Here is a 21,018-nt window from a genome sequence, read left to right as displayed (position 1 = left end):
CCAACATCAGAGGAAAGCAGATATGAGGCACCCCGACGTTCTTGATGTGCTGGACACCCAGCCGAACACCTCGCCCCAGTCGCCATTCGTTCCGCTTTCCTCGCTCAACCCTCTGGTTTCCTACGCTCCGGCCAAGGCAGCGGCGCCGAAGCTGGAGGTGCGCTGGGCCCGCCATCTCGACGAGGTCCGCCAGGCCCAGCGGCTGCGTTACCAGGTCTTTGCCGAGGAAATGGGAGCACTGCTGCAGACGCCGCTGGCCGGCCACGACATCGACGCCTTCGACGATTTCTGCGAACACCTGGTGGTTTACGACACCGAGCACGAAGCCGCGATCGGCACCTATCGGCTGCTCACGCCCGCCCAGGCGCAGCGCGCGGGCGGCCTGTACAGCGATCAGGAATTCGACCTTTCTCCCCTCCATGCCTGGCGTCCGCACATGGTGGAGCTGGGCCGCAGCTGCGTGCATGCCGGGTATCGCCAGGGGGGCGTGATCCTGGCGCTGTGGGGCGCACTGGCCGAGTTCATGCAGCGCAACCGGCTCGAAGCCATGGTGGGATGCGCCAGCATTCCCATGCAATACCCGGGCCTGGCCCACGGAGAGGGCCCGGCGCGCGTGTGGCAGCAGCTGCGCTGCAGCCATCTGGCCGAGCCCGCGCTGCAGGTCCGTCCCCGCGTGGCACTGCCCGAGCAGCTGGCCCACGTGGGCACCAGCGCCGCACCGGTGGAGCCGCCGGCGCTCATCCAGGGTTATCTGCGCGCCGGCGCCAAGGTGCTGGGCGCACCGGCATGGGACAGCGACTTCAATACGGCCGACCTGCCCATCATGATGCGCATGCAGGACCTGCCGGCGCGCTACCGCCGCCTGTTCGGACGCAGGGGCTGAGCGGCCTGCTGCAGGCGGCCCCTACAGCTCAAGCAAAGTCCCCGCCGTTCAGGCTCAGGCTTGCACCGGATCGCCGAGGTTTTCGGCCAGCAGTCCCAGGGCCGAGAACCCCATGGCCAGCATGGTGAACACATAGGTGGCCGTGGCAATGCCCAGGCTCAGGCTGTAGCCCCACTGCAGAACGTCGCAGGCCCAGGTGGTGTGGGGGTAGATGGCCATGCAGCGGCTGGAGGCCGGCATGTGCACATACCAGGTCACGGCGACCAGCATCAGCGCCAGCACCATGGCGGCATTGCGCAGCCGGTGGGCGGGCGAGACCTGCATGCACATGATCAGTACCACGGGGATTGCGGCGCCCCAGACGAACATCATCAGCCAGCTCAGCAACGGCACCTGGGCCAGCAGCGACTGCAGCCAGGCCATCTTGGGCAGCTCGTTGATGGCGGCCAGCACGTCCCAGACGAAGGGCAGTGCAAAGCCGGCGACCGCCAGGCTGGCCAGCGCCAGTGCACGCAACAGGTTCTTGCTGCGCCTGGAGGGATGAGAAAGGGAGTGAAGTACATGCATGGCCCACCTCCTGTGCGGTGCAGGACTGGCAGTGGCCGCATGCATGGAAAGGGCGGTGTCCGAAGGCGCGGCCGCTGCGGCGCCTGGTGTCTGGAATGCAGATCCCCCGGACGAGCCCAGTCTAGTCCTTTTGCTCCGGGGGCGACATAGGGCGCAAGCCTGGGCCGTCGTAGGCGGATTGTCGATCGTCAAGCTGCCGTCAGCACGGTATCAAAATGCACAGCGGCCGGCGCCCGCAGCCTATAACGTGCCCAGTGCCTCCATGACTTCGCCGCGCGTCAGCAGCTCGGTCATCACCACGGGCTGCCGGCCCGGTGCATAGAGCACGTACACCGGCACGCCGCTGCGGCCCAGCGCATGCAGCGCCTGGGTGATGGCCGGGTCCTGGCGCGTCCAGTCGGCGCGCAGCAACTGCACCTGGTTCTTCTCGAAGGCGGCCATCACGTCGGGATGGCTGAGCGTGGTGCGCTTGTTGACCTGGCAGGTCACGCACCATGCCGCGGTGAAATCCACGAACACCGGCCGGCCCTGGGACCGGGCGGCCTGCACGCGCTCGGCCGACCAGGGCTGCCAGAGTGATTTGTCATCGGTCCGGGCGCTGGCAGCGGGCGCTTCGGCGGCGATCAGCGGTACCGCATGCCACAGCAGGCCGGCCGACAGCAGCAGCACGGCGGCGGACAGTACCCAGCGCGTGCGGCCCTGCAGGTGCAGCGCCCAGATCAGCGCGCTCAAGGCCAGCAGCAGGGCCAGCAGGGCCGCCGCGCCGTCCACGCCGCTTTGCTGGCCCAGCACCCACACCAGCCAGACCACGGTGGCGAACATGGGAAAGGCCATGGCATGGCGGAAGGTCTGCATCCAGGCGCCGGGCCGGGGCAGCCAGCGCACCACGGCAGGCACGAAGCAGGCCAGCAGATAGGGCAGGGCCATGCCCACGCCCAGGGCGGCAAACACCGTCAGCGCCTGCAGGGCCGGCATGTCGATCGCGAAGCCCAGGGAGGCGCCCATGAATGGCGCCGTGCAGGGCGAGGCCACGGCCACGGCCAGCACGCCCGAAAGAAAGGAGTCGGCGACCGGATGGCGCGCCTGCACCGAGGCCAGGCGCCCCGGCAGCAGATTGCCGAACTCGAACAGGCCTGCCAGATTCAAGCCCAGCAGCGTGAACAGCGCGGCCAGCAGCGCCACGACGGCCGGGGATTGCAGCTGAAAGCCCCAGCCCAGCTGCTGGCCCGCAGCGCGCAGCGCCAGCAGCAGCGCGCCCAGGGCCAGGAAGGACAGGATGACGCCGGCCGCATAGGCCAGCCCGCCCAGGCGCTGGGCGCGGCCGTTGCTCCCGTGGCGGGCAAAGCCGATCACCTTGATGGCCAGCACCGGGAACACGCAGGGCATGAGGTTCAGGATCAGGCCGCCGACCAGTCCGCCCAGCAGGGCCGCCCACAGGCTGGCAGAACCGGTGGCGCCGCTGCCCGCAGGCGCCGGGGAGTCGGCCGCCGCCCGGTTGGCTTCCAGCGCCGCAGCCAGGGCCGGGGAGACGCTGGCCAGCGTGGCCGGCGTCCACTGGCCCTGAACGGCCAGTTCGCTGCGCCAGGCCACGGGCCGTCCCTGGGCCAGCGCGGCGGCGCGCTCCTGCTGCGGCAGGGCCAGCACCACGGCCAGCTGTCCCGGTGTCTGGCCGCGCAGATCGGACAGCGGCAGGCTTTCACCGATCCAGGTATCGCCTTCCCAGCGCTGCTGCCAGTCCTTGCCCGGCTCGGCGGCGTGGTGGAAGGTCTCGGCGTTCTCGGGGTAGAAATCCAGCGGCTTGCCGCGCACGGCAGCGGGCAGGCCCGGTATCCGCAGGCGGATGCGGTCGTCCACGAGCTTGGCTTCGCTGGGCTGCGCGCCGGGCATGACCGTGGCCTGGCCGGCTGCGGCCAGCGCGGCCGGCTGCAGGGCCTGCGCCTGGGCAAAATCCTGGCTGTGGCTGGCCGTCGTGCCCTGCACGGGAATCTGCAGCTGGAATTCACCGCTCTCGGGAATGCATTCGACGCGGCAGATCAGCCAGTTGGCCGACAGGTGCACATTGACCTGGCCCGATGCCGGGGCCTTGAAGTCGGTTGCCACCCGGACCGGAACCGGCAGCAGCACCGTGTCCTCGTAGCCGTAGTTGACCAGCGGGCCAACGCGCAGCGCATGGGGTGCGGGCCAGGCGATGGAGCCGGCCGAAAGGCCGGCGGGCAGCTGCCAGCTGAATTCCGTGGGCAGGCCGGAGTCGCCCGCATTCTTCCAGTAGGTATGCCAGCCGCTCTGGTGCTCCAGCCGCAGGCCCAGCCAGAAGGTCTGGCCCGCCACGATGCCGTCGGGCGCCTGCGCCACCAGTTCGGCGCGCACGCGCGGCGTCTGCGCCACGGCTCCCTGGGCCGCCATGCCCTTGAGCACGATCTGCGCATGGGCGCTGCCGGAGAACGCGCAGGCGGCCAGCGCAAAGGCCAGCGCGAGCCAGAGCGCAAAGCGTTCCATGAAGCGCGAGTGAAAAGGCGATTGGCGAGGCGGCAGTCCGGAGAAACGGAAGAACGGTTGAGAAGGCATGGCGGACTGTGGGAGTCGGTGGCGGTATTTTGGTTCCCCGGCTGCAGGCGGGCGACGATTGGCAAAACCTATGCTTGGATAGGCGCATGGTATTGGACAACGCGCATGGCCGAACGCCATCATGGCCCGGCAAAGCAACAAGCCCGCCAAGAGGGCCTTCATAAGCCCCGGTAGGCCTGAATAGGCCTGCAGCATGCCCGCAAGGGAGCTCCGGCCGGGTACCACAGGAGACAAGCATGATGGTGAACCCTTGCCGCCGCCGCTTCCTGGCGGCCGCGGCCGCTGCAGCCGCCTGCGAACTGCCCTTGCATGCCGCGGCAGCGCCCAGCTATCCGGACAAGCCGGTGCGCGTCATCGTGCCCTTCCCGGCCGGAGGCACCACGGACGTGGTGGCGCGGCTGGCCATGCAAAAGCTCGGCGAGCTCACGGGCCAGTCCTTCGTGGTGGACAACAAGGGCGGCGCCAACGGCGTCATCGGCACCGAACTGGCGGCCCGCGCCGCGCCCGACGGCTACACCCTGCTGATGAACACGGCCGGCGCCCAGACGCTGAGCCCCGTGCTCTACAAGACCAGCTACGAGGCGCTGGGCAGCTTCGAGCCCGTCAGCCACCTGTGCGACGTGAGATTCGTGGTGATTGCGCGCAAGGACCTGCCGGCCGGCAGCCTGCAGGAGCTGATCGCCATGGCCCGGCAGGGCAAGCCGCTGAGCGCGTCCTCGGGCAGCAGCATGATTTCGCTGATCACCGAGCAGTTCAAGCAGGTGGTCGAGGCGCCCGGCATCGTCAATGCCCAGTACAAGGGCACGGGCCCGCAGATGCAGGCCGTGGTCGCGGGCGAGGTGGATTTCTCGTTCGACTCCTTCACCTCGGTCGAGATGATCCGCTCGGGCAAGGTCAAGGCCCTGGCCGTGCTGCTGCCTCAGCGCGCACCTGCCTTTCCCCAGGTGCCGACGGTGGGGGAGCTGGGCGTCCCGGGCATGGATTTCAGCTCCTGGTCGGGGCTGCTCGCGCCCAAGGGCACGCCGCAGGAAATCGTGAACTACCTGGCCCAGCAGATGGACAGGATCATGCAGATGCCCGACGTCCTGGCCAAGCTGGCCGGCTACAACTATGTGCCGCGGCGCAGCACGCCCCAGGAGTTCGGGCGGCTCATCGCCGCCGACCACGAGCGCTGGAAGCGCATCGTCAAGGAAACGGGCATCACCCTGGGCTAGGCCTGCCCGAAGCCGCCTCCCCCATCCGGGCGGTCCGCTCCAGATCCGTGGCCTGGGTGGCCACGGGGCTGGGCGGCAGGCCCGCCACTTCGGCCGGTATGGCAATGCGCTCGCAAGGGCCGGACTGGTCCAGCAGCGCGTCGCTGTCCACGGGGACCATGGCGTCCGCATCCTCCTGGACCGGCTCCTGGTCCCGGCCGGGCGCGGCAGCTGCCGGAGCCTGGGCGCCGGCTGGCAGCATGCGCGCCCGGCGCCAGTGGCCCCAGCGGTAGTAGGCCAGCATCATGGCCATGGAACAGAACGCGCTGACCGGAAAGCTCCACCAGATGGCGTCCACGCCCAGGCTGCCCTGCAGCCACTTGGCCACGGGCACGCGGATGCCCCACATGGCAATGGCCAGGATGACGAGCGGGGGCATCACGGCGCCCGTGGAGCGCACCACGCCGGCCAGCACGAAGGTCACGCCGAAGAACAGAAAGGAGCCGATGGCGATGTGGTTGAGGTGGCGCGCCACCTCCAGCGAAGGGCTGCCCGTGGGCAGGAACCAGCCGAGCACGATGCGGTCCAGCAGCACGATGAGCGCGATCAGCCCGCCCGTCATCACGATGTTGGCCAGCATGCCGGCGCGGGCCGTGGCGTTCACGCGCGGCCACAGGCCGGCGCCCACGTTCTGCGCGGCCATGGTGGAGCAGGCCGCGCCTATGGCCATGGCCGGCATCTGCACATAGGTCCACAGCTGCAGCGCGGCACTATAGGCCGAGGAGGTGACCACGCCGTAGGCGTTGACCAGGGAGATCATGGCGATCATGGCCAGGGAGATCATCACCAGCTGCACGCCCATGGGCAGGCCCTTGGTGATCAGGGTGCGCACGATGCGCAGGTCGGGCTTGAACAGGCCCAGCTGGCGCCGTCCTATCCACAGAGGATGGCGGCGCTTGCGCAGCCAGGTGAGCAGGGCAGCGAAACTCAGTGCATTGGCGATCAGCGTGGCCAGGGCCGAGCCCTTGATGCCCAGCGCCGGCACCGGCCCCAGGCCGAAGATGAACAGCGGATTGAGCGACATGTCCAGCACCACCACCACGAGCAGGAACCAGAACGGCGTGCGCGTGTCGCCCGCGCCGCGCAGCACGGCGGTGACGAAGGTGAACATGAACAGCAGCGGAATGGCCAGGAAGATGATCTGCAGATAGGCCTCGGCCAGGTGCAGGGCCTCCTCGGGCGTGTTCATCCATTGCATGAGCGTGCGCGACAACGGCACGCCCAGGCTCGCGATCAGCAGCGAGACGGCACCGAAGAAGGTGGCGCTGGAACCCAGCACGCGCTTGGCCTGCCCCAGCCGCCTGGCGCCCATGGCCTGGGCCACCAGGATGTTGGTGGCCATGCTGATGCCGAAGATGGCGCCGATCAGCGCGAACATCACGTTGTTGGCATTGGCCGTGGCCGTCAGCGCGGCCTCGCCCAGGTGGCCGCCGACCCAGACGGCGTTGACCGAGCCGTTGAGCGACTGCAGCACATTGCCCGCCAGGATGGGCAGCGAGAACACCAGCAGCGTGCGGGCGATGGGCCCCCGGGTGAGGTCCCGGGTGGGCGCGCCGGAAGAGGGCGTGCCGGGCGGGGCAGTGCTTTTCGTGCTGGAACTCATGCCTGCATTGTGCGGGAGGGGGCGGCCGCGCCTTGCCGGAGCGGGGCGCATGTGTTTGCAGTCGCAGGCCGCCGCAGCCCGCTACGATGGCGGCATGAACGCATCCGCCTCACCCGCCTCGACCCGATGGCCTGCCCGCTGGTGGGCCGAGGTCTCGGCCTACGATTTCGCGCTGGCGCAGACCAGCGGCCTGGCCGCCGACACCGTGGCCGTGCTGCCGGTGGCAGCGGTCGAGCAGCACGGTCCGCATCTGCCGCTCTCCGTCGACGCGCGCCTGCTGCAGGGCGTGATCGACGCGGCGCTGCCGCTGCTGCCCGCCGAGCTACCCGTGCTCTTCCTGCCGCCGCAGAACATCGGCTTCAGCGTGGAGCACCAGTCCTATGCGGGCACGCTCACGCTCACGCCGGCCACGCTGATCGCGCTGTGGACCGAGCTGGGCGCCTGCGTGGCGCGCGCCGGGGTGAGGAAGCTGCTGCTGCTCAATGGCCATGGCGGCCAGGTCAGCGTGATGGACGTGGTGGCGCGCGAGCTGCGCCAGCGCCACGGCATGCTGGTCTACAGCAGCAGCTGGTTCTCGCTGGCGGACGATGCGGCCAACGCGCAGTTCTGCGCGCACGAGCACCGCTTCGGCATCCACGGCGGCGAGGTCGAGAGCTCGATGATGCTGCACCTGGCGCCGCAGGCCGTGCACATGGAGCGGGCGCAGAACTTCGCCTCCACCTCGGAACACCGCTCGCGCCACTACGAGCTGATCGGCAACGGCAAAAGCGCCAAGATGGGCTGGGCCATCGAGGACTACAACCCGGCCGGCGCCGTCGGCAATGCCGCGGCCGCCACGGCCGAGCGCGGCGCGGCCATGGTCGCGTCCTCGGCCCGGGGCCTGGCCAAGCTGCTGGGCGAGATCCATGCGCTGCCGCCGCAGGCCTGGGGGCAGACGCCCACGCCGCTGGCGCTGCCCGCGGACAAGGCATAGCGCGGTATCGGTATCGCTCTTTTTCGGGAGCTTCTTTCGCAAAAACAGCCTGCAATTGCAGGCTGTTTTTATTGGAAATCAAGAACTATCAGGCGCTAGCAGCTACGAAAAGCATAGTCACTGCCTGGGGATTCGGGCCTGGACGATCACATCGCCCCAGCGCTTGATTTCGGACTGCAGCAGCCTGGCCGTCTGCTCGGGCGTGCTGGCCTGGGCCTGGACGTTGAGTTCGCGCAGCTTTTTGGCGACTTCGGGGTGGTTCACGGCGGCGTGGATTTCCTTGTTCAGGCGCTCGATCACGGCCGGCGGCGTCTTGGACGGCGCGGCCAGCGCATTCCAGGACGAGGCCACGAAGCCCTTCACGCCGGACTCCTGGGCCGTGGGCACGCCGGGCAGCAGGGGCGAGCGCTTTTCGCCCGTGACGGCCAGCAGGTTCACGGCCTTGGAGTGGATCTGGCCCATGATGGGCGTGAGGATTTCCACGGCCGCATCGATCTGCTTGCCGCGCAGCGCGGTGACCACGGCGGGCGTGCCGTTGAAGGGCACGATCTGCGCGTCGATGCCGGCCGTGGTCTTGAACAGCTCGGCCGCCAGGTGCTGGGTGCTGCCCACGTTGATGCTGCCCAGGTTGAGCTTGCCGGGGTGGGCCTTGGCGTAGCTCACCAGTTCGCCGAGATTGCGGAAGGGCGACTTGGCATCGGTGATCACGCCGATGTCGAAATAGCCCAGCGTGGAGATCGGCGTGAAGTCCTTGACCATGTCGAAGGGCAGCTGGTTGAACAGGCTCACCGTCACGGCGCTGCCGTTGGACATCAGAAAGAGGGTATGCCCGTCGGGCGCGGACTTGGCCACGGTATCGGCGGCCACGATGCCGCCGGCGCTGGGCTTGTTGTCGATCACCACGGGCTGGCCCAGCTGGGTGGCCAGCTGCTGGGCCACCACGCGCGCCGTCACATCGGCCACGCCGCCGGCGCCAAAGGGCACGACGATGCGGATGGGGCGGCTGGACAGCCCCTGCTGGGCCTGGGCCCCTGCGGCCGACAGGGCCAGCGTGGAGAACAGGGCGGCGCCGGCGGCGGCATGCGCCAGGGTGCGGGTGAAGGAACGTCGTTTCATGCTTGTCTCTGCATAGGGCTCTTTATCCGGCCAGTGTGGCGCAAAAAGCCGCACCGGCCCAGTGCGCGCCCGTTCTGGCTGCTATGCCGATAGCGGATAGCGCGAGGCTAGTCCAGCAGCTGCACCTGCAGCATGCCCCAGTGGTGCAGGCATTCGCGCAGGATCAGCAGCGCCGCGGCGGCCTGCACGTCCTGCGGCTGGGCCTGGCCGGCATGCAGGCCCTGTTCGGCCTGGCCCGCCAGCACGGCAAACAGATGCTCGATGGCTTCGCGCGCGGCCCGTTGCGGGCCCGGATGCACGGGAGCGCCCGTGGCGCTCAGCACCAGCTGGCGCAGCAGGGGATCGGCCGTGCACAGCGTCTGCACCTGGGCCGGCAGCCATTGGGCGGCGGGCATGATGGCGTCCTCCACCTCGGCAATCCCGTTTTCCAGCGCCAGCGCGTCGGGCATACGGTCGCCGAAGGCATGGGCCAGCGTCTCCAGCCCTATGGGCAGGCCGTGCTGTTCGGTGCTGCGGCCCCGCCCATGGTGTATGCGCAGCTGCAGCTGCAGCGCGCCCAGGTCCAGCTCCACGCAGGGCTGTCCGGCATCGATGGCAAGGGCGGCGGTCATGCCGTCCGTTGTAGCGCAACGCGCGCGGCAACAATCCGCGCGTGGGTAATCAGGCGGCCAGGGCGGGCTCCCAGGCCATGCTTACGGGGCCCGGCGCTCAGGCATGCGTGGCCCAGCTGCGGTGCTCGGCGGTATCCAGGTGGTTGAGCGTGTTGAAGGTCTGCAGCATCAGCCGCTTGGGGCTGGTGCTGAATTCGGTCACGGCGCTGTTGCGCAGGCGCATGTTCAGCGCGATCGTCACCTCGGGCGAGGTGCCCAGCACCTGGCCCACGGCCGTGGAAATGGGGCCGCCGCTGCTGACGATGAGCACATTGCCGCCCGAATGCTGGTGGCGCACCTGCTCCAGCACCTGGTGCACGCCGCCCGAGAAGGTGTCCCAGTCGGGCATGCCCTGGGGGCTGATGGTGCCGCCCATCCACTGGGCCAGCGCATCGCACAGCAGGCGGAAATGGTGGCGGAACAGCTCGGGCGTATCGGCCTTGGGCAGGGGCATGGGATGGATGGCCTTGAGCAGCGCATCGCTGTCGTATTCGTTGAGCCCCGGCACGGCCTGCACGGGGGTGTCCAGCCCGCCCAGACCCTGGACGATGCCCTCCAGCGTCTGCCGGTGGCGCTTGAGGGTGCCCGTGAAGACGGTGTCGAATGTCAGGCCCCGTTCGCGCCAGTACTCGCCCAGCCGCACGGACTGCTCGCGGCCGCGCGCACTGAGCTGATCGTAGTCATCGGCGCCAAACGAGGCCTGGCCGTGGCGCACAAGATAGAGGGTTCCCATGGCGCGGATTGTGTTGCGCGGCCCGTGGGCCGCGCTGTCATGCGGGCGACCGGCTGGCGCGCGGGCGACAGGGGCTATCCCGCATGGGTTTTCCGGCCGGATGCCGGGCCCGGGGCAGGCGACAGGTTAAGATAACTGAGAGCCATTCTCAAAAACATAACAACACGCTCCGCTTTCACGACCGGCCACGGCATGGGCTGCTGCTCCGCAGCCCGTGCTGCCGCGCCCGTCCGAGGCGGGGCGTGTTCTTTCTTGTGCGCTGACCTTTGCGCTTTCCTGGAGAACCGAATGTTCCGACGACCCCTGTCTGCACTGGCCGCCATTGCCGGCCTGTGCGCGCCCCTGGCCTTCGCCCATGCCGCGCAGGAGGAGCTCACGCTCTACACCACGCGCGAGCCCGCACTGGTCCAGCCGCTGCTGGCCGCGTTCACGGCCAAGACCCAGATCGGCGTGAAGACCGTGTTCGTCAAGGACGGCCTGCTCGAGCGCGTGAAGGCCGAGGGCGAGCGTTCCCCGGCCGACGTGCTGATGACCGCGGACATCGGCAACCAGCTGGACCTGGTGGATGGCGGCGTGACCCAGCCCGTTCGCTCCCGGGCGCTGGAGGCAGCCATCCCCGCCCAGCTGCGCGGTGCCGACGGCCAGTGGTTCGCGCTGTCCATGCGCGCCCGCGTGCTCTATGCGGAAAAGGACTTGCCGCTCAACAGCTTCCGCTACGAAGACCTGGCCGATCCCCGGTGGAAGGGCAAGGTCTGCATCCGCGCGGGCCAGCATCCCTACAACACGGCCCTGATCGCGGCCATGATCGCGCATGACGGCGAGGCCCGCACCGAGCAGTGGCTGCGCGGCGTCAAGGCCAATCTGGCGCGCAAGGCCACGGGCGGCGACCGCGATGTGGCGCGCGACATCCTGGGCGGCATCTGCGACATCGGCCTGGCCAATACCTACTACGTGGGCCATATGAAGGCGGCCAGGGAAGGCACGGACGCGCGCAAGTGGGGCGATGCCATCAAGGTCATCAAGCCCACGTTTGCGGGCAGCAAGGACGGCGGCACGCATGTGAACATCAGCGGCGCCTCGGTCGCGCGGCATGCGCCGCACAAGGACAGCGCGGTCAAGCTGCTGGAGTTCCTGGTCTCCGAGCCCGCGCAGAACCTCTATGCCCAGGCCAACTACGAGCACCCGGTGCGCAAGGGCGTGGCGCTGGACCCCGTCGTGGCCCGGCACATCGGCGAGCTGAAGGTCGATGCGCTGCCGCTGCCCGAGATCGCCAGGTACCGCAAGCAGGCCAGCGCGCTGGTCGACAAGGTCGGGTTTGACAAGTAACTCCCCCTGAGTCGCTGTGCGCCTTCCCCCTCTCTCTACGCGCTTTGCGCTAGGGGAGGGGGACGACAGCCTCGCTGCGGGGCGGCCCTTGCTCGCTGTCCCTGATGTGGGGTGTGCTTGGTCGAGTGCTGCGTTCTGTATGAGCGCAGCTTTTTGGTTTTTTGGATGCGGCGGTTTTTCTTTCGCAGTTGATGGTTTCTTTTCTTCGTTCAGGGCTCAGGCCCGTTGGGCCTGTATGGCAGGGCGCCACCTGGCTGATCGCCCTGGGCGTGCTGGCGCCCATGGTCTCGCTGGGCTGGCTGGCGCTGGGCGCCGATTTTGCGCACTGGCAGCACCTGGCCCGCCATGTGCTGCCCGATGCCGCGCTCAACACCGGCTTGCTGCTGGCCGGCGTGGGGCTGCTGGTGCTTATCGTCGGCACGGGCTGCGCCTGGCTGGTCACGGCCTGCGATTTCCCGGGGCGCGGCCTGCTGCACTGGGCGCTGCTGCTGCCTCTGGCCATGCCGGCCTATATCGTGGCCTTCGCCTATCTGGACCTGCTGCATCCGATCGGACCGGTGCAGGGTGCATTGCGCTGGCTGCTGGGCTACGACAGCCCGCGCCAGTGGCGCCTGCCCGACCTGCGTTCCATGGGCGGCGCCATCTTCGTGCTGGGCTTTGTGCTCTACCCCTATGTGTACATGACGGCGCGGGCCATGTTCATGACCCAGCCCGCCCATCTGATGGAGGCCGCGCGCTCGCTGGGCGAGACGCGCTGGGGGGCGTTTTGCCGCGTGGCCTTGCCCATGGCGCGGCCCGCGCTGGCCGTGGGCCTGAGCCTGGCGCTGCTGGAGACGCTCAACGACATCGGCGCCTCCGAATTCCTGGGCGTGAACACGCTCACGGTCTCGGTCTACACCACCTGGATCACGCGTTCCGACCTGGCCGGCGCCGCGCAGATCGCCTGTTCCATGCTGCTGGCCGTGGTGCTGCTGGTCTGGCTGGAGCGCCAGGGCCGCAGCCGCCAGCGCTTTGCCTCGGCCCAGCGCATGCGCGCCATCCAGCCGCGCCGCCTGCACGGGCCGCTGGCCTGGGGCGCCACGGCCGCGGCCGCGCTGCCGGTGCTGATCGGCTTTGCCGCGCCCGCGGCCTATCTGGCCTGGGAGACCCTCAAGCGCCTGCGCCAGGGCGCGGGCATTTCCGCCGGCCTGTGGGCCAGCCTGGGCAACACGCTGGGCTTGGCGCTAGGCGTGACGCTGCTGTCGGTGGCCGCAGGCTTGGTCGTGGCCTGGGCCACGCGCACCGGCATCAGCACGCGCTCGCCGGCGCGCTGGCCCGCGCGCGTGGCGGCCCTGGGCTATGCCGTGCCCGGCACGGTGCTGGCGATCGGGCTGCTGACGCCCGCGCTGGCGCTCGATGCCGGCTTTGCCCGCCTGTTCGGCATGGACGGCCTGCCGCTCATGGGCCAGGGCATGGTGCTGGTGGCCGCCTGCGTGATCCGCTTCCTGGTCATGCCCGTGGGCGGCATCGAGGCAGGCCTGGCGCGCATTCCGCCCACGCTGGAGCAGGCCTCGCGCCTGCTGGGCGAAAACACCGCCGGCACGCTGCGCCGCGTGCACCTGCCGCTGCTGCGCCCCGCCATCGCCACCAGTGCGCTGCTGGTCTTCGTGGATGCGATGAAGGAACTGCCGGCCACCTTGCTGCTGCGCCCCGCCGACTTCGATACCCTGGCCACCTGGCTGTACGCCGAGGCCGCGCGCGGCACCTATGAGGAAGGCGCGATTGCCGCGCTGTGCATCGTTGTCGCGGGCCTTGTGCCCGTGGTGCTGCTGGCGCGTTCGCAGCTGCGCATGCGCCGGTAGAGAATGCTTTGTTCTTGATAGCTTTGAGCGCCTGAAGAGCAATGGTTTCTTTGCGAATCAACCTGGAAATCTTTATTTGACGTGCGCTGCCTGCTATCCATTTGTTGAAACTGCCGAACTTTCCATGAACGCCTCCCTGCATATCGAACAGCTGCACCTGGCCTATGCCACGCCCCAGGGCCCGCACAGCGTGGTGCGCGATTTCGCTCTGGATGTGCCGGCCGGCCATATCGCCAGCCTGCTCGGCCCTTCGGGCTGCGGCAAGACCTCGGTGCTGCGTGCCATCGCCGGCTTCGAGCCCGTGGTCTCGGGCAGCATACGGCTGGGCGAGGCGCTGCTGTCCGGGCCCGGCATCCACCTGCCGCCCGAGCGGCGCCGCGTGGGCATGATGTTCCAGGAGTACGGGCTGTTCCCCCACCTGACGGCCGCGCAGAACGTGGCTTTCGGCCTGCGCCGCCTGGACCGCGCCGCGCAGTCCGCCCGCGTTCAGGAGCTGCTGGCCGTGGTGGGCCTGGCCCAGTCGGGCGCCAAGTTTCCGCACGAGCTCTCCGGCGGCCAGCAGCAGCGCATCGCCCTGGCCCGCGCGCTGGCGCCGTCGCCGGCATTGTTGCTGCTGGACGAGCCGTTTTCCAACCTCGACGCCGCCACGCGCGAACGCCTCACCGTGGAGGTGCGCGACATCCTGCGCGCTGCGGGGCAGACGGCGGTGCTGGTGACGCACCATGCGGCGGAGGCCGAGGCGATGGCGGACCAGATTTGCGTGATGACGCCGGTGCATTGAGCAGGGCCAACGCATCCAAATCAGCCCTTTTTGCCTGTTTTAGAGACAGAGGCCGGGACTCGCCCCGGCGGGCGACCTACTTTCTTGTGAGAAAGTAGGCAAAGCACCGGCCCTGCTGTCTGCGACCCTCCGGCTGCGCCTGCGGGCAACCTGTGTCGCCCGGCACTTGCTGCGGTGCGGCCCAACTCGTTCTGCGCCTGTGGCGCGCCACTCAGACAAGCGGCCGCAAGCCAGAGCACGAAGTGGCTGTGTCCTGCGGCACAGCCACCCGCAGCAAGTACCGGGCGCCACAGGCGCAGCCAAAAAGGGCGGACATCCATGCGAGCCATCGCTGCGCTCGGCCTGGCTGCCGCTGCGCGCCTCGCCGTCACGGCTCTTGCAGGCCGTTCGCATTTCCCCTTTGGCTGCGCCTGCGGCACCCGGTTCAGGCTGCGGGCAACGCTGCCGAAGGACAGCGTTGCATCGTCATCTGGCTTGCGCCCGTTTGTCTGAACGAAGCGCGTAGCGCGCAGTGAGTTGGGGCGCACCGCAGACTGAATCGGGTGACGCAGGTTTGCCCGGAGCGAAGCGCAGGGTCGCAGGCAATGGGGCACGTTTCTTTGGGTACTTGCTTGTCGTGCGACAAGAAAGTACCTCGCCTGCCGGGGCGAGACCCGGCCCCTGTCCAAAACATTGGCATGCCGCCAGCAGTGAATCCGGCTACAGCAGAACACTCCCCTGCACACAGCTCACCACATCCCCTCCCACCCACAGCTGTCCTTCATCGTCATGCTGCACCGAAATCCAGCCGTCGCGCCCCAGGCAGGCGCCCTGGTTGGCCATGTAGGGCGTCTGCAGCCGGCCCTGGGCCGTCAGCCACTGGCCCAGGCAGGCGTTGAGGCTGCCCGTCACCGGGTCTTCCACGCTGGGCGGGATGAAGGCGCGCACTTCCAGCTGGGCCTGCTGGGGCAGGCTGCTGTCCAGGCCGGCGCGCAGGCCGGTGGAAAAGGCCTCGGCCTCACGGCAGGCGCGGCCGATCAGCGGGGTGGCGTCGTCCTCCCGGTACAGCGCAGCCACGCCGATCTTGCAGCCCAGCGCATGCAGGCGGGCCATGTCGGGCTGCAGCGACAGCACGGTGTCCGTGCTGTCCAGCAGCAGGCACAGCCACTGCGGGCCGTTGTCCAGCAGGGCGGCATCCAGCACCTGCGCGGGTTCCAGGCCCAGGGCGGTGTAGATGTGGGGCAGGCTGGCGGGCAGGGGCAGGGCCTGCAGGGAGGGGGCGGCAAAGGCCAGGCCGCTGCGGGTGCTCGTGTGGGTGCGGCGGATGGCGATCAGTCCCTTGGCGCATTCCTGCACGATGAACGCCTCCGACTGCGGCGTGCCGCCGTGCGCGAGCCAGGCATGGCAGCTGCCCAGCGTGGGGTGGCCGGCAAACGGCAGCTCGCCCATGGGCGTGAAGATGCGCACGCGATAGTCGGCCCCCTGGGCGCGGCCGGCCGGCGTGGGCGGCAGCAGGAAGGTGGTTTCCGACAGCTGGGTCCAGCTGGCGAAGTCCTGCATCTGCGCATCGCTCAGGCCTTCGGCATCCAGCACCACGGCCAGCGGCGCGCCGCGGTAGGGAACGGCCGTGAACACGTCCACGGTCATGAAGGGGCGCTGGCGCAGGGCAGGGGAGGTGGCAGAGGTCATGGCCGTCAAGCGGTAGGAAGGTGGATACGAAAAAGCCGGCAGAGCCGGCTTGCAGGATAGGCGTTGCCCGGATCTTATGCGGCGTGCTGGCTGCGAATGGCCGAAGCCAGCGCCGCAATGCCCTTGTCGATCTGCTCGGGCGTCACGGTCACGTAGGACAGGCGCAGCGTGTTGCCCTGGGCGTCGCCCGCGAAGAAGGGGGCGCCGGGCACGAAGGCCATGCCGCGTTCCACGGCAGCGGCCAGCAGCGTCTGCGCATCCATGCCCTGGGGCAGCCTCACCCACAGGAACATGCCGCCCACGGGGCGGGTCCAGCTGACGTTCAGGCCGCTCATCTCGCGCTCCAGCGCGGCCAGCATGGCGTCGCGCTGCACCTTGTACATGGCGCGGATGGTGGGCACATGGCGGTCCAGGAAGCCGTCCTTGATGACCTCGGCCACCACGCGCTGGTTGAAGCTGGGAGTGTGCAGGTCGGCGGCCTGCTTGGCCTGGGTGAGCTTGCCGTAGACCGACTTGGGCGCGACGATGAAGCCGATGCGCAGGCCCGGGGCCAGCACTTTGGAGAACGAGCCCATGTAGATCACGCCCTCGGGGTTGCGCGCGGCCAGGGGCAGCGGCGGCTGCTCTTCGTACCAGAGGTCGCCGTAGGGGTTGTCCTCGATCAGCGGAATGTTCAGCTCGCGGGCCTTCTCGACCAGGGCCTGGCGGCGCGCATCGCTCATGGTGCGGCCCGTGGGATTCTGGAAGTTGGGCAGCACATAGGCCAGGCGGGCCTTGCCGGCGCCCGTGCCGACCTGCTTGGCGAAGTCCTCGATCAGCATGCCTTCGTCATCGCTGTCCACGCCCACGGCCACGGGTTCCATGGGCGTGAAGGCCTGCAGCGCGCCCAGGTAGGTGGGCTTTTCCACCAGCATGCGGCTGCCCTTGTCCAGGAACACCTTGCCGATCAGGTCCAGCGCCTGCTGGCTGCCGGTGGTGATCAGGATCTGCTCGGGGTCCACGTTCCAGGGCAGGAAGTCGGCAATCGCCTGGCGCAGCGCCGGCAGGCCTTCGGTGGTGGAGTACTGCAGGGCGGCGGCTCCGTCGCGCTGCATCACGGCCTGGCAGGCGGCGGTGAAGGCTTCCAGCGGAAAGGCCTTGGGCGAGGGCAGGCCGCCGGCCATGCTGATGATGCCGGGGCGGTCCGTCAGCTTCAGGATCTCGCGGATTGCGGAGGAGTTCATCTTGGCAGCACGTTCTGCCAGCGTCCATGTCGTCATAAACAGTTGTCTACTTGGGTGCGGCCATCCTGCCGCCAGAGGTGGCAGGGCCGGCCGGTATGTGTTGCATGCCTGCGCATTGCGCAGGCTCAGGGAGCTTATTGTGTCGCCTGCGGCTTGCCTTTGTGGGGCTGTAGGCCAATAGATGGATGGCGGGCGGCGGTTGGCGCGATCGGCATCCAACTTGTCCGGATCAATGTAAAACTTTGACCATTACAGTTCCAATACAGACAGGTTCACAATCATGCCTTCTGTATTGGTATTTGTTTCGGTACAGTTTCCTGCCGGTTGCCGCCCGGCCGCTCCCTCGGCAAGAAGCGATACCCCCGTGGAATAGCCGCCCACGCAGTGAGCAGGCATGGGGGCTCTTTTCCACATCTGTCTGTCGCCATGCCCGTCTCCCTGTCCCGCCAGTCCTCGCAGACCCTGACCCAGCAGCTGGCCGAGCGCCTGGCCGAGCGCATACGCATGCACCTGCTGCCGGCCGGCACGCGCCTGCCCTCGGTGCGCGAAAGCGCACGCCAGCAGGGCGTGAGCCCGTATACGGTGGTGGCCGCCTACGACCTGTTGCAGGCGCAAGGGCTGGTGGAGGCGCGCCCGCAGCGCGGCTTTTTCGTGCGGGATCTTGCGCAAAAGCCTCAGGCGGGCCCGGCAGGGGCGGCGCCAGCTGCCGCCGACAGGAAGACGGCCATGCCCATGGGCGTACCGCCGGGCACGCGCATCAACGCCTCCATGCTGATACGCGGCATGTTCGTGGAGCGTGTGGACGGCAAGCCCCAGCCGGGCGCCGGCGTGTTGCCGGCCGAATGGCTGGACGCCGGCTTTCTGGCGGCGGCCATGCGCAAGGTCAGCAGCGGCCAGGCCCTGCGCGGCTCCCTGGTGCGCTATGGCGAGCCCATGGGCGACAGCAGCCTGCGCGAGGCGCTGGCGCGCCGCCTGCTGAACCTGGGCATTGCCGCATCGCCGGCCCAGATCATGACCACCATGGGCGCCACCCAGGCGCTGGACATCGTGAGCCGCGCCCTGCTGCAGCCCGGCGATCCGGTCATGGTGGAGGAGCCGGGCTGGGCCGTGGAATACGCGCGCCTGGCCGCCATGGGCATGCGCGTGCTGCCCGTGCCGCGCGGTCCCGAAGGGCCGGACCTGGCCGTGATGCAGCGCTATTGCGAGACCCTGGCGCCCAAGCTCTATGTGAGCGTGAGCGTGCTGCACAACCCGACGGGCTACAGCCTCTCGGCGGCCAGCGCGCACGAGGTGCTGCAGCTGGCGCAGCGCCACGGTTTCTACGTGGTCGAGGACGATACCTACAGCCATATCGCCCCCGAGCACGCGCCGCGCGTGACTGTGCTCGACCGCCTGCAGCACAGCATCTACGTGGGCGGCTTCGCCAAGGTGCTGGTGCCCAACTGGCGCATCGGCTATCTGGCCGCGCCGCCCGGGCTGGTGGAGCGGCTGCTGGACACCAAGCTGCTGTCCACGCTGTCCTCGCCCACACCCATGGAACAGGCGCTGGCGCTGTGCATGGAGCAGGGCCAGCTGCGCCGCCATGCCGAGCGCCTGCGCCGCCGCCTGGCCCAGGCGCGCACGCGCAGCGTGGCGCTGGCCCAGCAGGCGGGCTGCCGCTTCGTGGCCGAGCCGGCCGGGCTGTTCGGCTGGGTGGATACGGGCGTGGATACCGAGGCGCTGGCCCAGCGCCTGCTCGACGAGGGCTACCTGATCGCGCCGGGCGCCATGTTCCACGCCAGCCGCAGCCCCAGCACCTGCATGCGGATCAACTTCGCCACCACGCAGGAAGCGGGGTTCTGGCGCGTGTTCGCGCGCGTGGTGGCGGACATGGGCGCTGCGGGTGGCAAGTAGGGGTGGCCGCCGGACACGAGGGAATGGTATGCAGGAGTTGCGTAAAAAAGTGACCCAATCCCTTGCAGGCCAAGCGCTGGCAGCTATCAAAAACAAAGCCCTGCAATGCAGGGCTTTCTCATGGGTCAGGCCGCGGGCGGCTCAGCTGGCCGCGTGGTAGATGCGCGCCCGGCCCGGGCCTGCCTGGGGTCTGGCGCGCAGGCTGCTTTCGTAGGTGGTGTCATCGCCGGCCATGGGCACCAGGGCCTGGGCGCGGCGCTGGGCCAGGACCGACAGGCGGGCCATCTGGTCGCGCATCAGCGTCAGCTCGTCGCCCACGCGCCGGGCGCGCTCGCGCAACTCCGGCGTCCAGTCCTGGGCGGAAAAACGGCGCGCCAGCTGGGAAAAGGCCACCATGGCATCGCGCAGGCGGGTGCTGGCCTGCTCCAGGACCGCCGCGTCCGAGCCTTGCAGCGATGCCGAAGCCGTCTGAACCACCGCGTCCAGCGAGTCGAGCATTTCTTGCAGGGTCATGGTCTGGTCTGTCCTGGTGAACAAGAAGAGGCTGCGCCTCAGGCGCGGCCGTGGACGAGGAATTCCTCGGAATTGGCCAGCAGCTTGTCGGCCACGGCGTCGGCATTGACGCGGAACGTGCCATTGGCGATCGCTTCGCGCATGGCCTTCACGCGGTCGGCGTCGAAGTCTGCATTGCTGCGGGTCTGGGTGTCCAGCGCGCGGGCCGAGGAGGAAAACGACACGGGCACGCCGGCGGCACGCTCGGGCAGGGCTTTGCTCGATTCCTCGGTGGCGACGGTGGTCGCGGACTTGGGGGCTTGCTTGGCGATCTGCGCAGCCTGCAGCAAATCCGTCTGGTTACCTATTTTCATGGTGATTCTCCAATCGCCCTGGCGGCGTAGGGCGCTGTAGCCTTGCTTTCGACCACGTCGCGTGAAACTTGAGGACTTTTTTGCACGGCAAGGGCTTTTATTGGACCAGGACGACGCCTTCGGGGCTTACGGTCCCCGAAACAAGGCGCCCATTATCCATGCGAACCCGCACGGTCTGACCTGCTCCGGCAGCGGCCATGGCCTTGCCCGAGGCGGAAACGGCGAATCCGCCGCCGTTGACCATGACCTGCACCTGTGCGCCGGCGGCAAACAGCGGCGGCGGGCGCAGCATGTTCTGGCGCAGCGCCTGGCCCGAGGCCAGGGGGCGCGCGGCCACCATGCCCACCCAGTCCTGGGCATTGGCAAAGACCGGCGCGGAGTCTTCCGCCCAGTCCACCTCGCCCTGCACGGCATCTTCGGCGGTCAGGGTCCTGCCGGCCGGCACGGCCGTCTGCAGCACCCAGGCCGGGCCCCAGGCCTTGACCGTGATCGGCAAAAACACATTCCAGGGCACGGCGCCCTGCAGGCAGCGCAGGCCCAGCCGGGTCCGGCCCCAAAGGCGGCTGCCGGCCGGCAGATAGGGCTCCACCCTGGCGCAGGCCGCCAGGCGCAGGCGCGAGTCCAGCTGGCCCAGCTGCACCTCCATGCGCAGCGGCATGCTGGCGCCGCCGACCGGGGTTTCCTGTCCCTGGTGCAGGGCTTCGTCCAGGAAGCGCTGGCTGATCTGGTTGAGCTGGGTAATGCCGTCCTGCTGTGCCCAGGCGCCTGCCGCTGCCAGCAGGCCCAGCGCGCAGCCCACGGCCATGCGGCGCAGGCGCTGCATGGCGGCGGTGGGCATGGACGGGCAGGGAACGGGCATCGGGCACTCCTGGATAGCCGGGTTGCGGCAGGCAAACGGCAGGCAAATTCGTCGGCGGGCAGGCAGGGCTTCCGGAGAGGCGCAGCTTGCTCAGCCTGTGCCGCAAATATAGGCGCGCGGCGCGGCGCCAATGGATGGAAGTGGGCGAGCAAAACCGCTTTCTTCGCGCTTTAGCGCCGCGGTCCGATTTCCATAATCGACGCATGCCGCAGTCTGCG

Annotated in this window: 18 protein-coding genes; 7 read left to right on the top strand and 11 right to left on the bottom strand. The window is 68.9% G+C overall.

Annotation, left to right across the window (positions count from 1 at the left end; all coding sequences use genetic code 11):
* The first annotated feature begins 22 nt into the window (after positions 1-22).
* Entirely contained in the window at positions 23-883 is an 861-nt protein-coding gene (locus Cte04_RS15400; protein ID WP_066480046.1) for a GNAT family N-acetyltransferase, read from the top strand.
* Positions 884-937: 54 nt separating this feature from the next.
* Here Cte04_RS15400 and Cte04_RS15395 read toward each other — a convergent pair whose 3' ends face one another.
* Both Cte04_RS15395 and Cte04_RS15390 read right to left on the bottom strand, forming a co-directional pair.
* On the bottom strand, positions 938-1,450 hold the full coding sequence (locus tag Cte04_RS15395; protein WP_066480044.1) for a hypothetical protein: 513 nt from the start codon (positions 1,448-1,450) through the stop codon (positions 938-940).
* Between the two features lie 240 nt (positions 1,451-1,690).
* On the bottom strand, positions 1,691-3,946 hold the full coding sequence (locus Cte04_RS15390; protein WP_066480041.1) for a protein-disulfide reductase DsbD family protein: 2,256 nt from the start codon (positions 3,944-3,946) through the stop codon (positions 1,691-1,693).
* A 308-nt stretch (positions 3,947-4,254) separates the two neighbouring features.
* On the opposite strand from Cte04_RS15390, the gene Cte04_RS15385 reads away from it, so the two are divergent.
* A complete protein-coding gene (locus Cte04_RS15385; protein ID WP_066480039.1) occupies positions 4,255-5,229 on the top strand; it encodes a Bug family tripartite tricarboxylate transporter substrate binding protein in 975 nt (324 codons plus the stop codon).
* Here Cte04_RS15385 and Cte04_RS15380 read toward each other — a convergent pair.
* Positions 5,216-6,871, bottom strand: a complete 1,656-nt coding sequence (locus Cte04_RS15380) for an MATE family efflux transporter (protein ID WP_066480033.1) — start codon at positions 6,869-6,871, stop codon at positions 5,216-5,218. The two genes, Cte04_RS15385 and Cte04_RS15380, sit on opposite strands and share 14 nt — an antisense overlap.
* Before the next feature lie 94 nt (positions 6,872-6,965).
* On the opposite strand from Cte04_RS15380, the gene Cte04_RS15375 reads away from it, so the two are divergent.
* Positions 6,966-7,844 carry a creatininase family protein gene (locus tag Cte04_RS15375; protein ID WP_066480261.1) on the top strand — a complete coding sequence of 293 codons (879 nt, stop codon included), beginning with the start codon at positions 6,966-6,968 and terminating at the stop codon, positions 7,842-7,844.
* Positions 7,845-7,961: 117 nt separating this feature from the next.
* Here the strand turns inward: Cte04_RS15375 and Cte04_RS15370 are convergent, their stop codons facing one another.
* The 3 genes from Cte04_RS15370 to Cte04_RS15360 all read right to left on the bottom strand — a co-directional run bounded on the left by Cte04_RS15370 (position 7,962) and on the right by Cte04_RS15360 (position 10,343).
* The gene (locus tag Cte04_RS15370) at positions 7,962-8,960 is read right to left on the bottom strand and encodes a Bug family tripartite tricarboxylate transporter substrate binding protein (protein ID WP_066480023.1); all 999 of its coding nucleotides are present in this window, start codon (positions 8,958-8,960) and stop codon (positions 7,962-7,964) included.
* Positions 8,961-9,067: 107 nt separating this feature from the next.
* Entirely contained in the window at positions 9,068-9,571 is a 504-nt protein-coding gene (locus Cte04_RS15365) for a hypothetical protein (RefSeq protein WP_245633398.1), read from the bottom strand.
* Positions 9,572-9,668: 97 nt separating this feature from the next.
* Positions 9,669-10,343 carry a histidine phosphatase family protein gene (locus Cte04_RS15360; protein ID WP_066480020.1) on the bottom strand — a complete coding sequence of 225 codons (675 nt, stop codon included), beginning with the start codon at positions 10,341-10,343 and terminating at the stop codon, positions 9,669-9,671.
* A gap of 288 nt (positions 10,344-10,631) precedes the next feature.
* Between Cte04_RS15360 and Cte04_RS15355 the strand changes: the two genes are divergently transcribed.
* From Cte04_RS15355 to Cte04_RS15345, 3 genes are all read left to right on the top strand, one after another.
* Entirely contained in the window at positions 10,632-11,669 is a 1,038-nt protein-coding gene (locus tag Cte04_RS15355) for a Fe(3+) ABC transporter substrate-binding protein (protein WP_066480012.1), read from the top strand.
* Positions 11,670-11,860: 191 nt separating this feature from the next.
* Entirely contained in the window at positions 11,861-13,510 is a 1,650-nt protein-coding gene (locus tag Cte04_RS15350; protein ID WP_066480005.1) for an ABC transporter permease, read from the top strand.
* A gap of 124 nt (positions 13,511-13,634) precedes the next feature.
* Positions 13,635-14,291, top strand: coding sequence for an ABC transporter ATP-binding protein (locus Cte04_RS15345; protein ID WP_066480002.1), 657 nt, complete (start codon positions 13,635-13,637; stop codon positions 14,289-14,291).
* Between the two features lie 699 nt (positions 14,292-14,990).
* Here Cte04_RS15345 and Cte04_RS15340 read toward each other — a convergent pair.
* Positions 14,991-15,959 carry a PhzF family protein gene (locus Cte04_RS15340; protein WP_066479999.1) on the bottom strand — a complete coding sequence of 323 codons (969 nt, stop codon included), beginning with the start codon at positions 15,957-15,959 and terminating at the stop codon, positions 14,991-14,993.
* A 74-nt stretch (positions 15,960-16,033) separates the two neighbouring features.
* Positions 16,034-17,218: an aminotransferase-like domain-containing protein gene (locus Cte04_RS15335; protein WP_066479995.1), complete on the bottom strand. Its 1,185-nt coding sequence runs from the start codon at positions 17,216-17,218 to the stop codon at positions 16,034-16,036.
* A gap of 390 nt (positions 17,219-17,608) precedes the next feature.
* Between Cte04_RS15335 and Cte04_RS15330 the strand changes: the two genes are divergently transcribed.
* Positions 17,609-19,075 (top strand): aminotransferase-like domain-containing protein, encoded by a 1,467-nt coding sequence (locus Cte04_RS15330; protein WP_066479987.1) that lies wholly within the window; start codon positions 17,609-17,611, stop codon positions 19,073-19,075.
* Positions 19,076-19,216: 141 nt separating this feature from the next.
* On the opposite strand, the gene Cte04_RS15325 is transcribed toward Cte04_RS15330, so the two are convergent.
* From Cte04_RS15325 to flgA, 3 genes are all read right to left on the bottom strand, one after another.
* Positions 19,217-19,588 carry a hypothetical protein gene (locus Cte04_RS15325; RefSeq protein ID WP_066480255.1) on the bottom strand — a complete coding sequence of 124 codons (372 nt, stop codon included), beginning with the start codon at positions 19,586-19,588 and terminating at the stop codon, positions 19,217-19,219.
* A gap of 38 nt (positions 19,589-19,626) precedes the next feature.
* Positions 19,627-19,941: a flagellar biosynthesis anti-sigma factor FlgM gene (gene flgM, locus Cte04_RS15320; protein WP_066479985.1), complete on the bottom strand. Its 315-nt coding sequence runs from the start codon at positions 19,939-19,941 to the stop codon at positions 19,627-19,629.
* A 97-nt stretch (positions 19,942-20,038) separates the two neighbouring features.
* Positions 20,039-20,779 (bottom strand): flagellar basal body P-ring formation chaperone FlgA, encoded by a 741-nt coding sequence (gene flgA, locus Cte04_RS15315; protein ID WP_370671034.1) that lies wholly within the window; start codon positions 20,777-20,779, stop codon positions 20,039-20,041.
* Positions 20,780-21,018 lie beyond the last annotated feature (239 nt).

The sequence above is a fragment of the Comamonas terrae genome, assembly GCF_001544075.1.
In the GTDB taxonomy this organism is placed as follows: Bacteria; Pseudomonadota; Gammaproteobacteria; order Burkholderiales; family Burkholderiaceae_C; genus Comamonas; species Comamonas terrae.
This window is presented reverse-complemented; position numbering and strand designations above follow the sequence as displayed.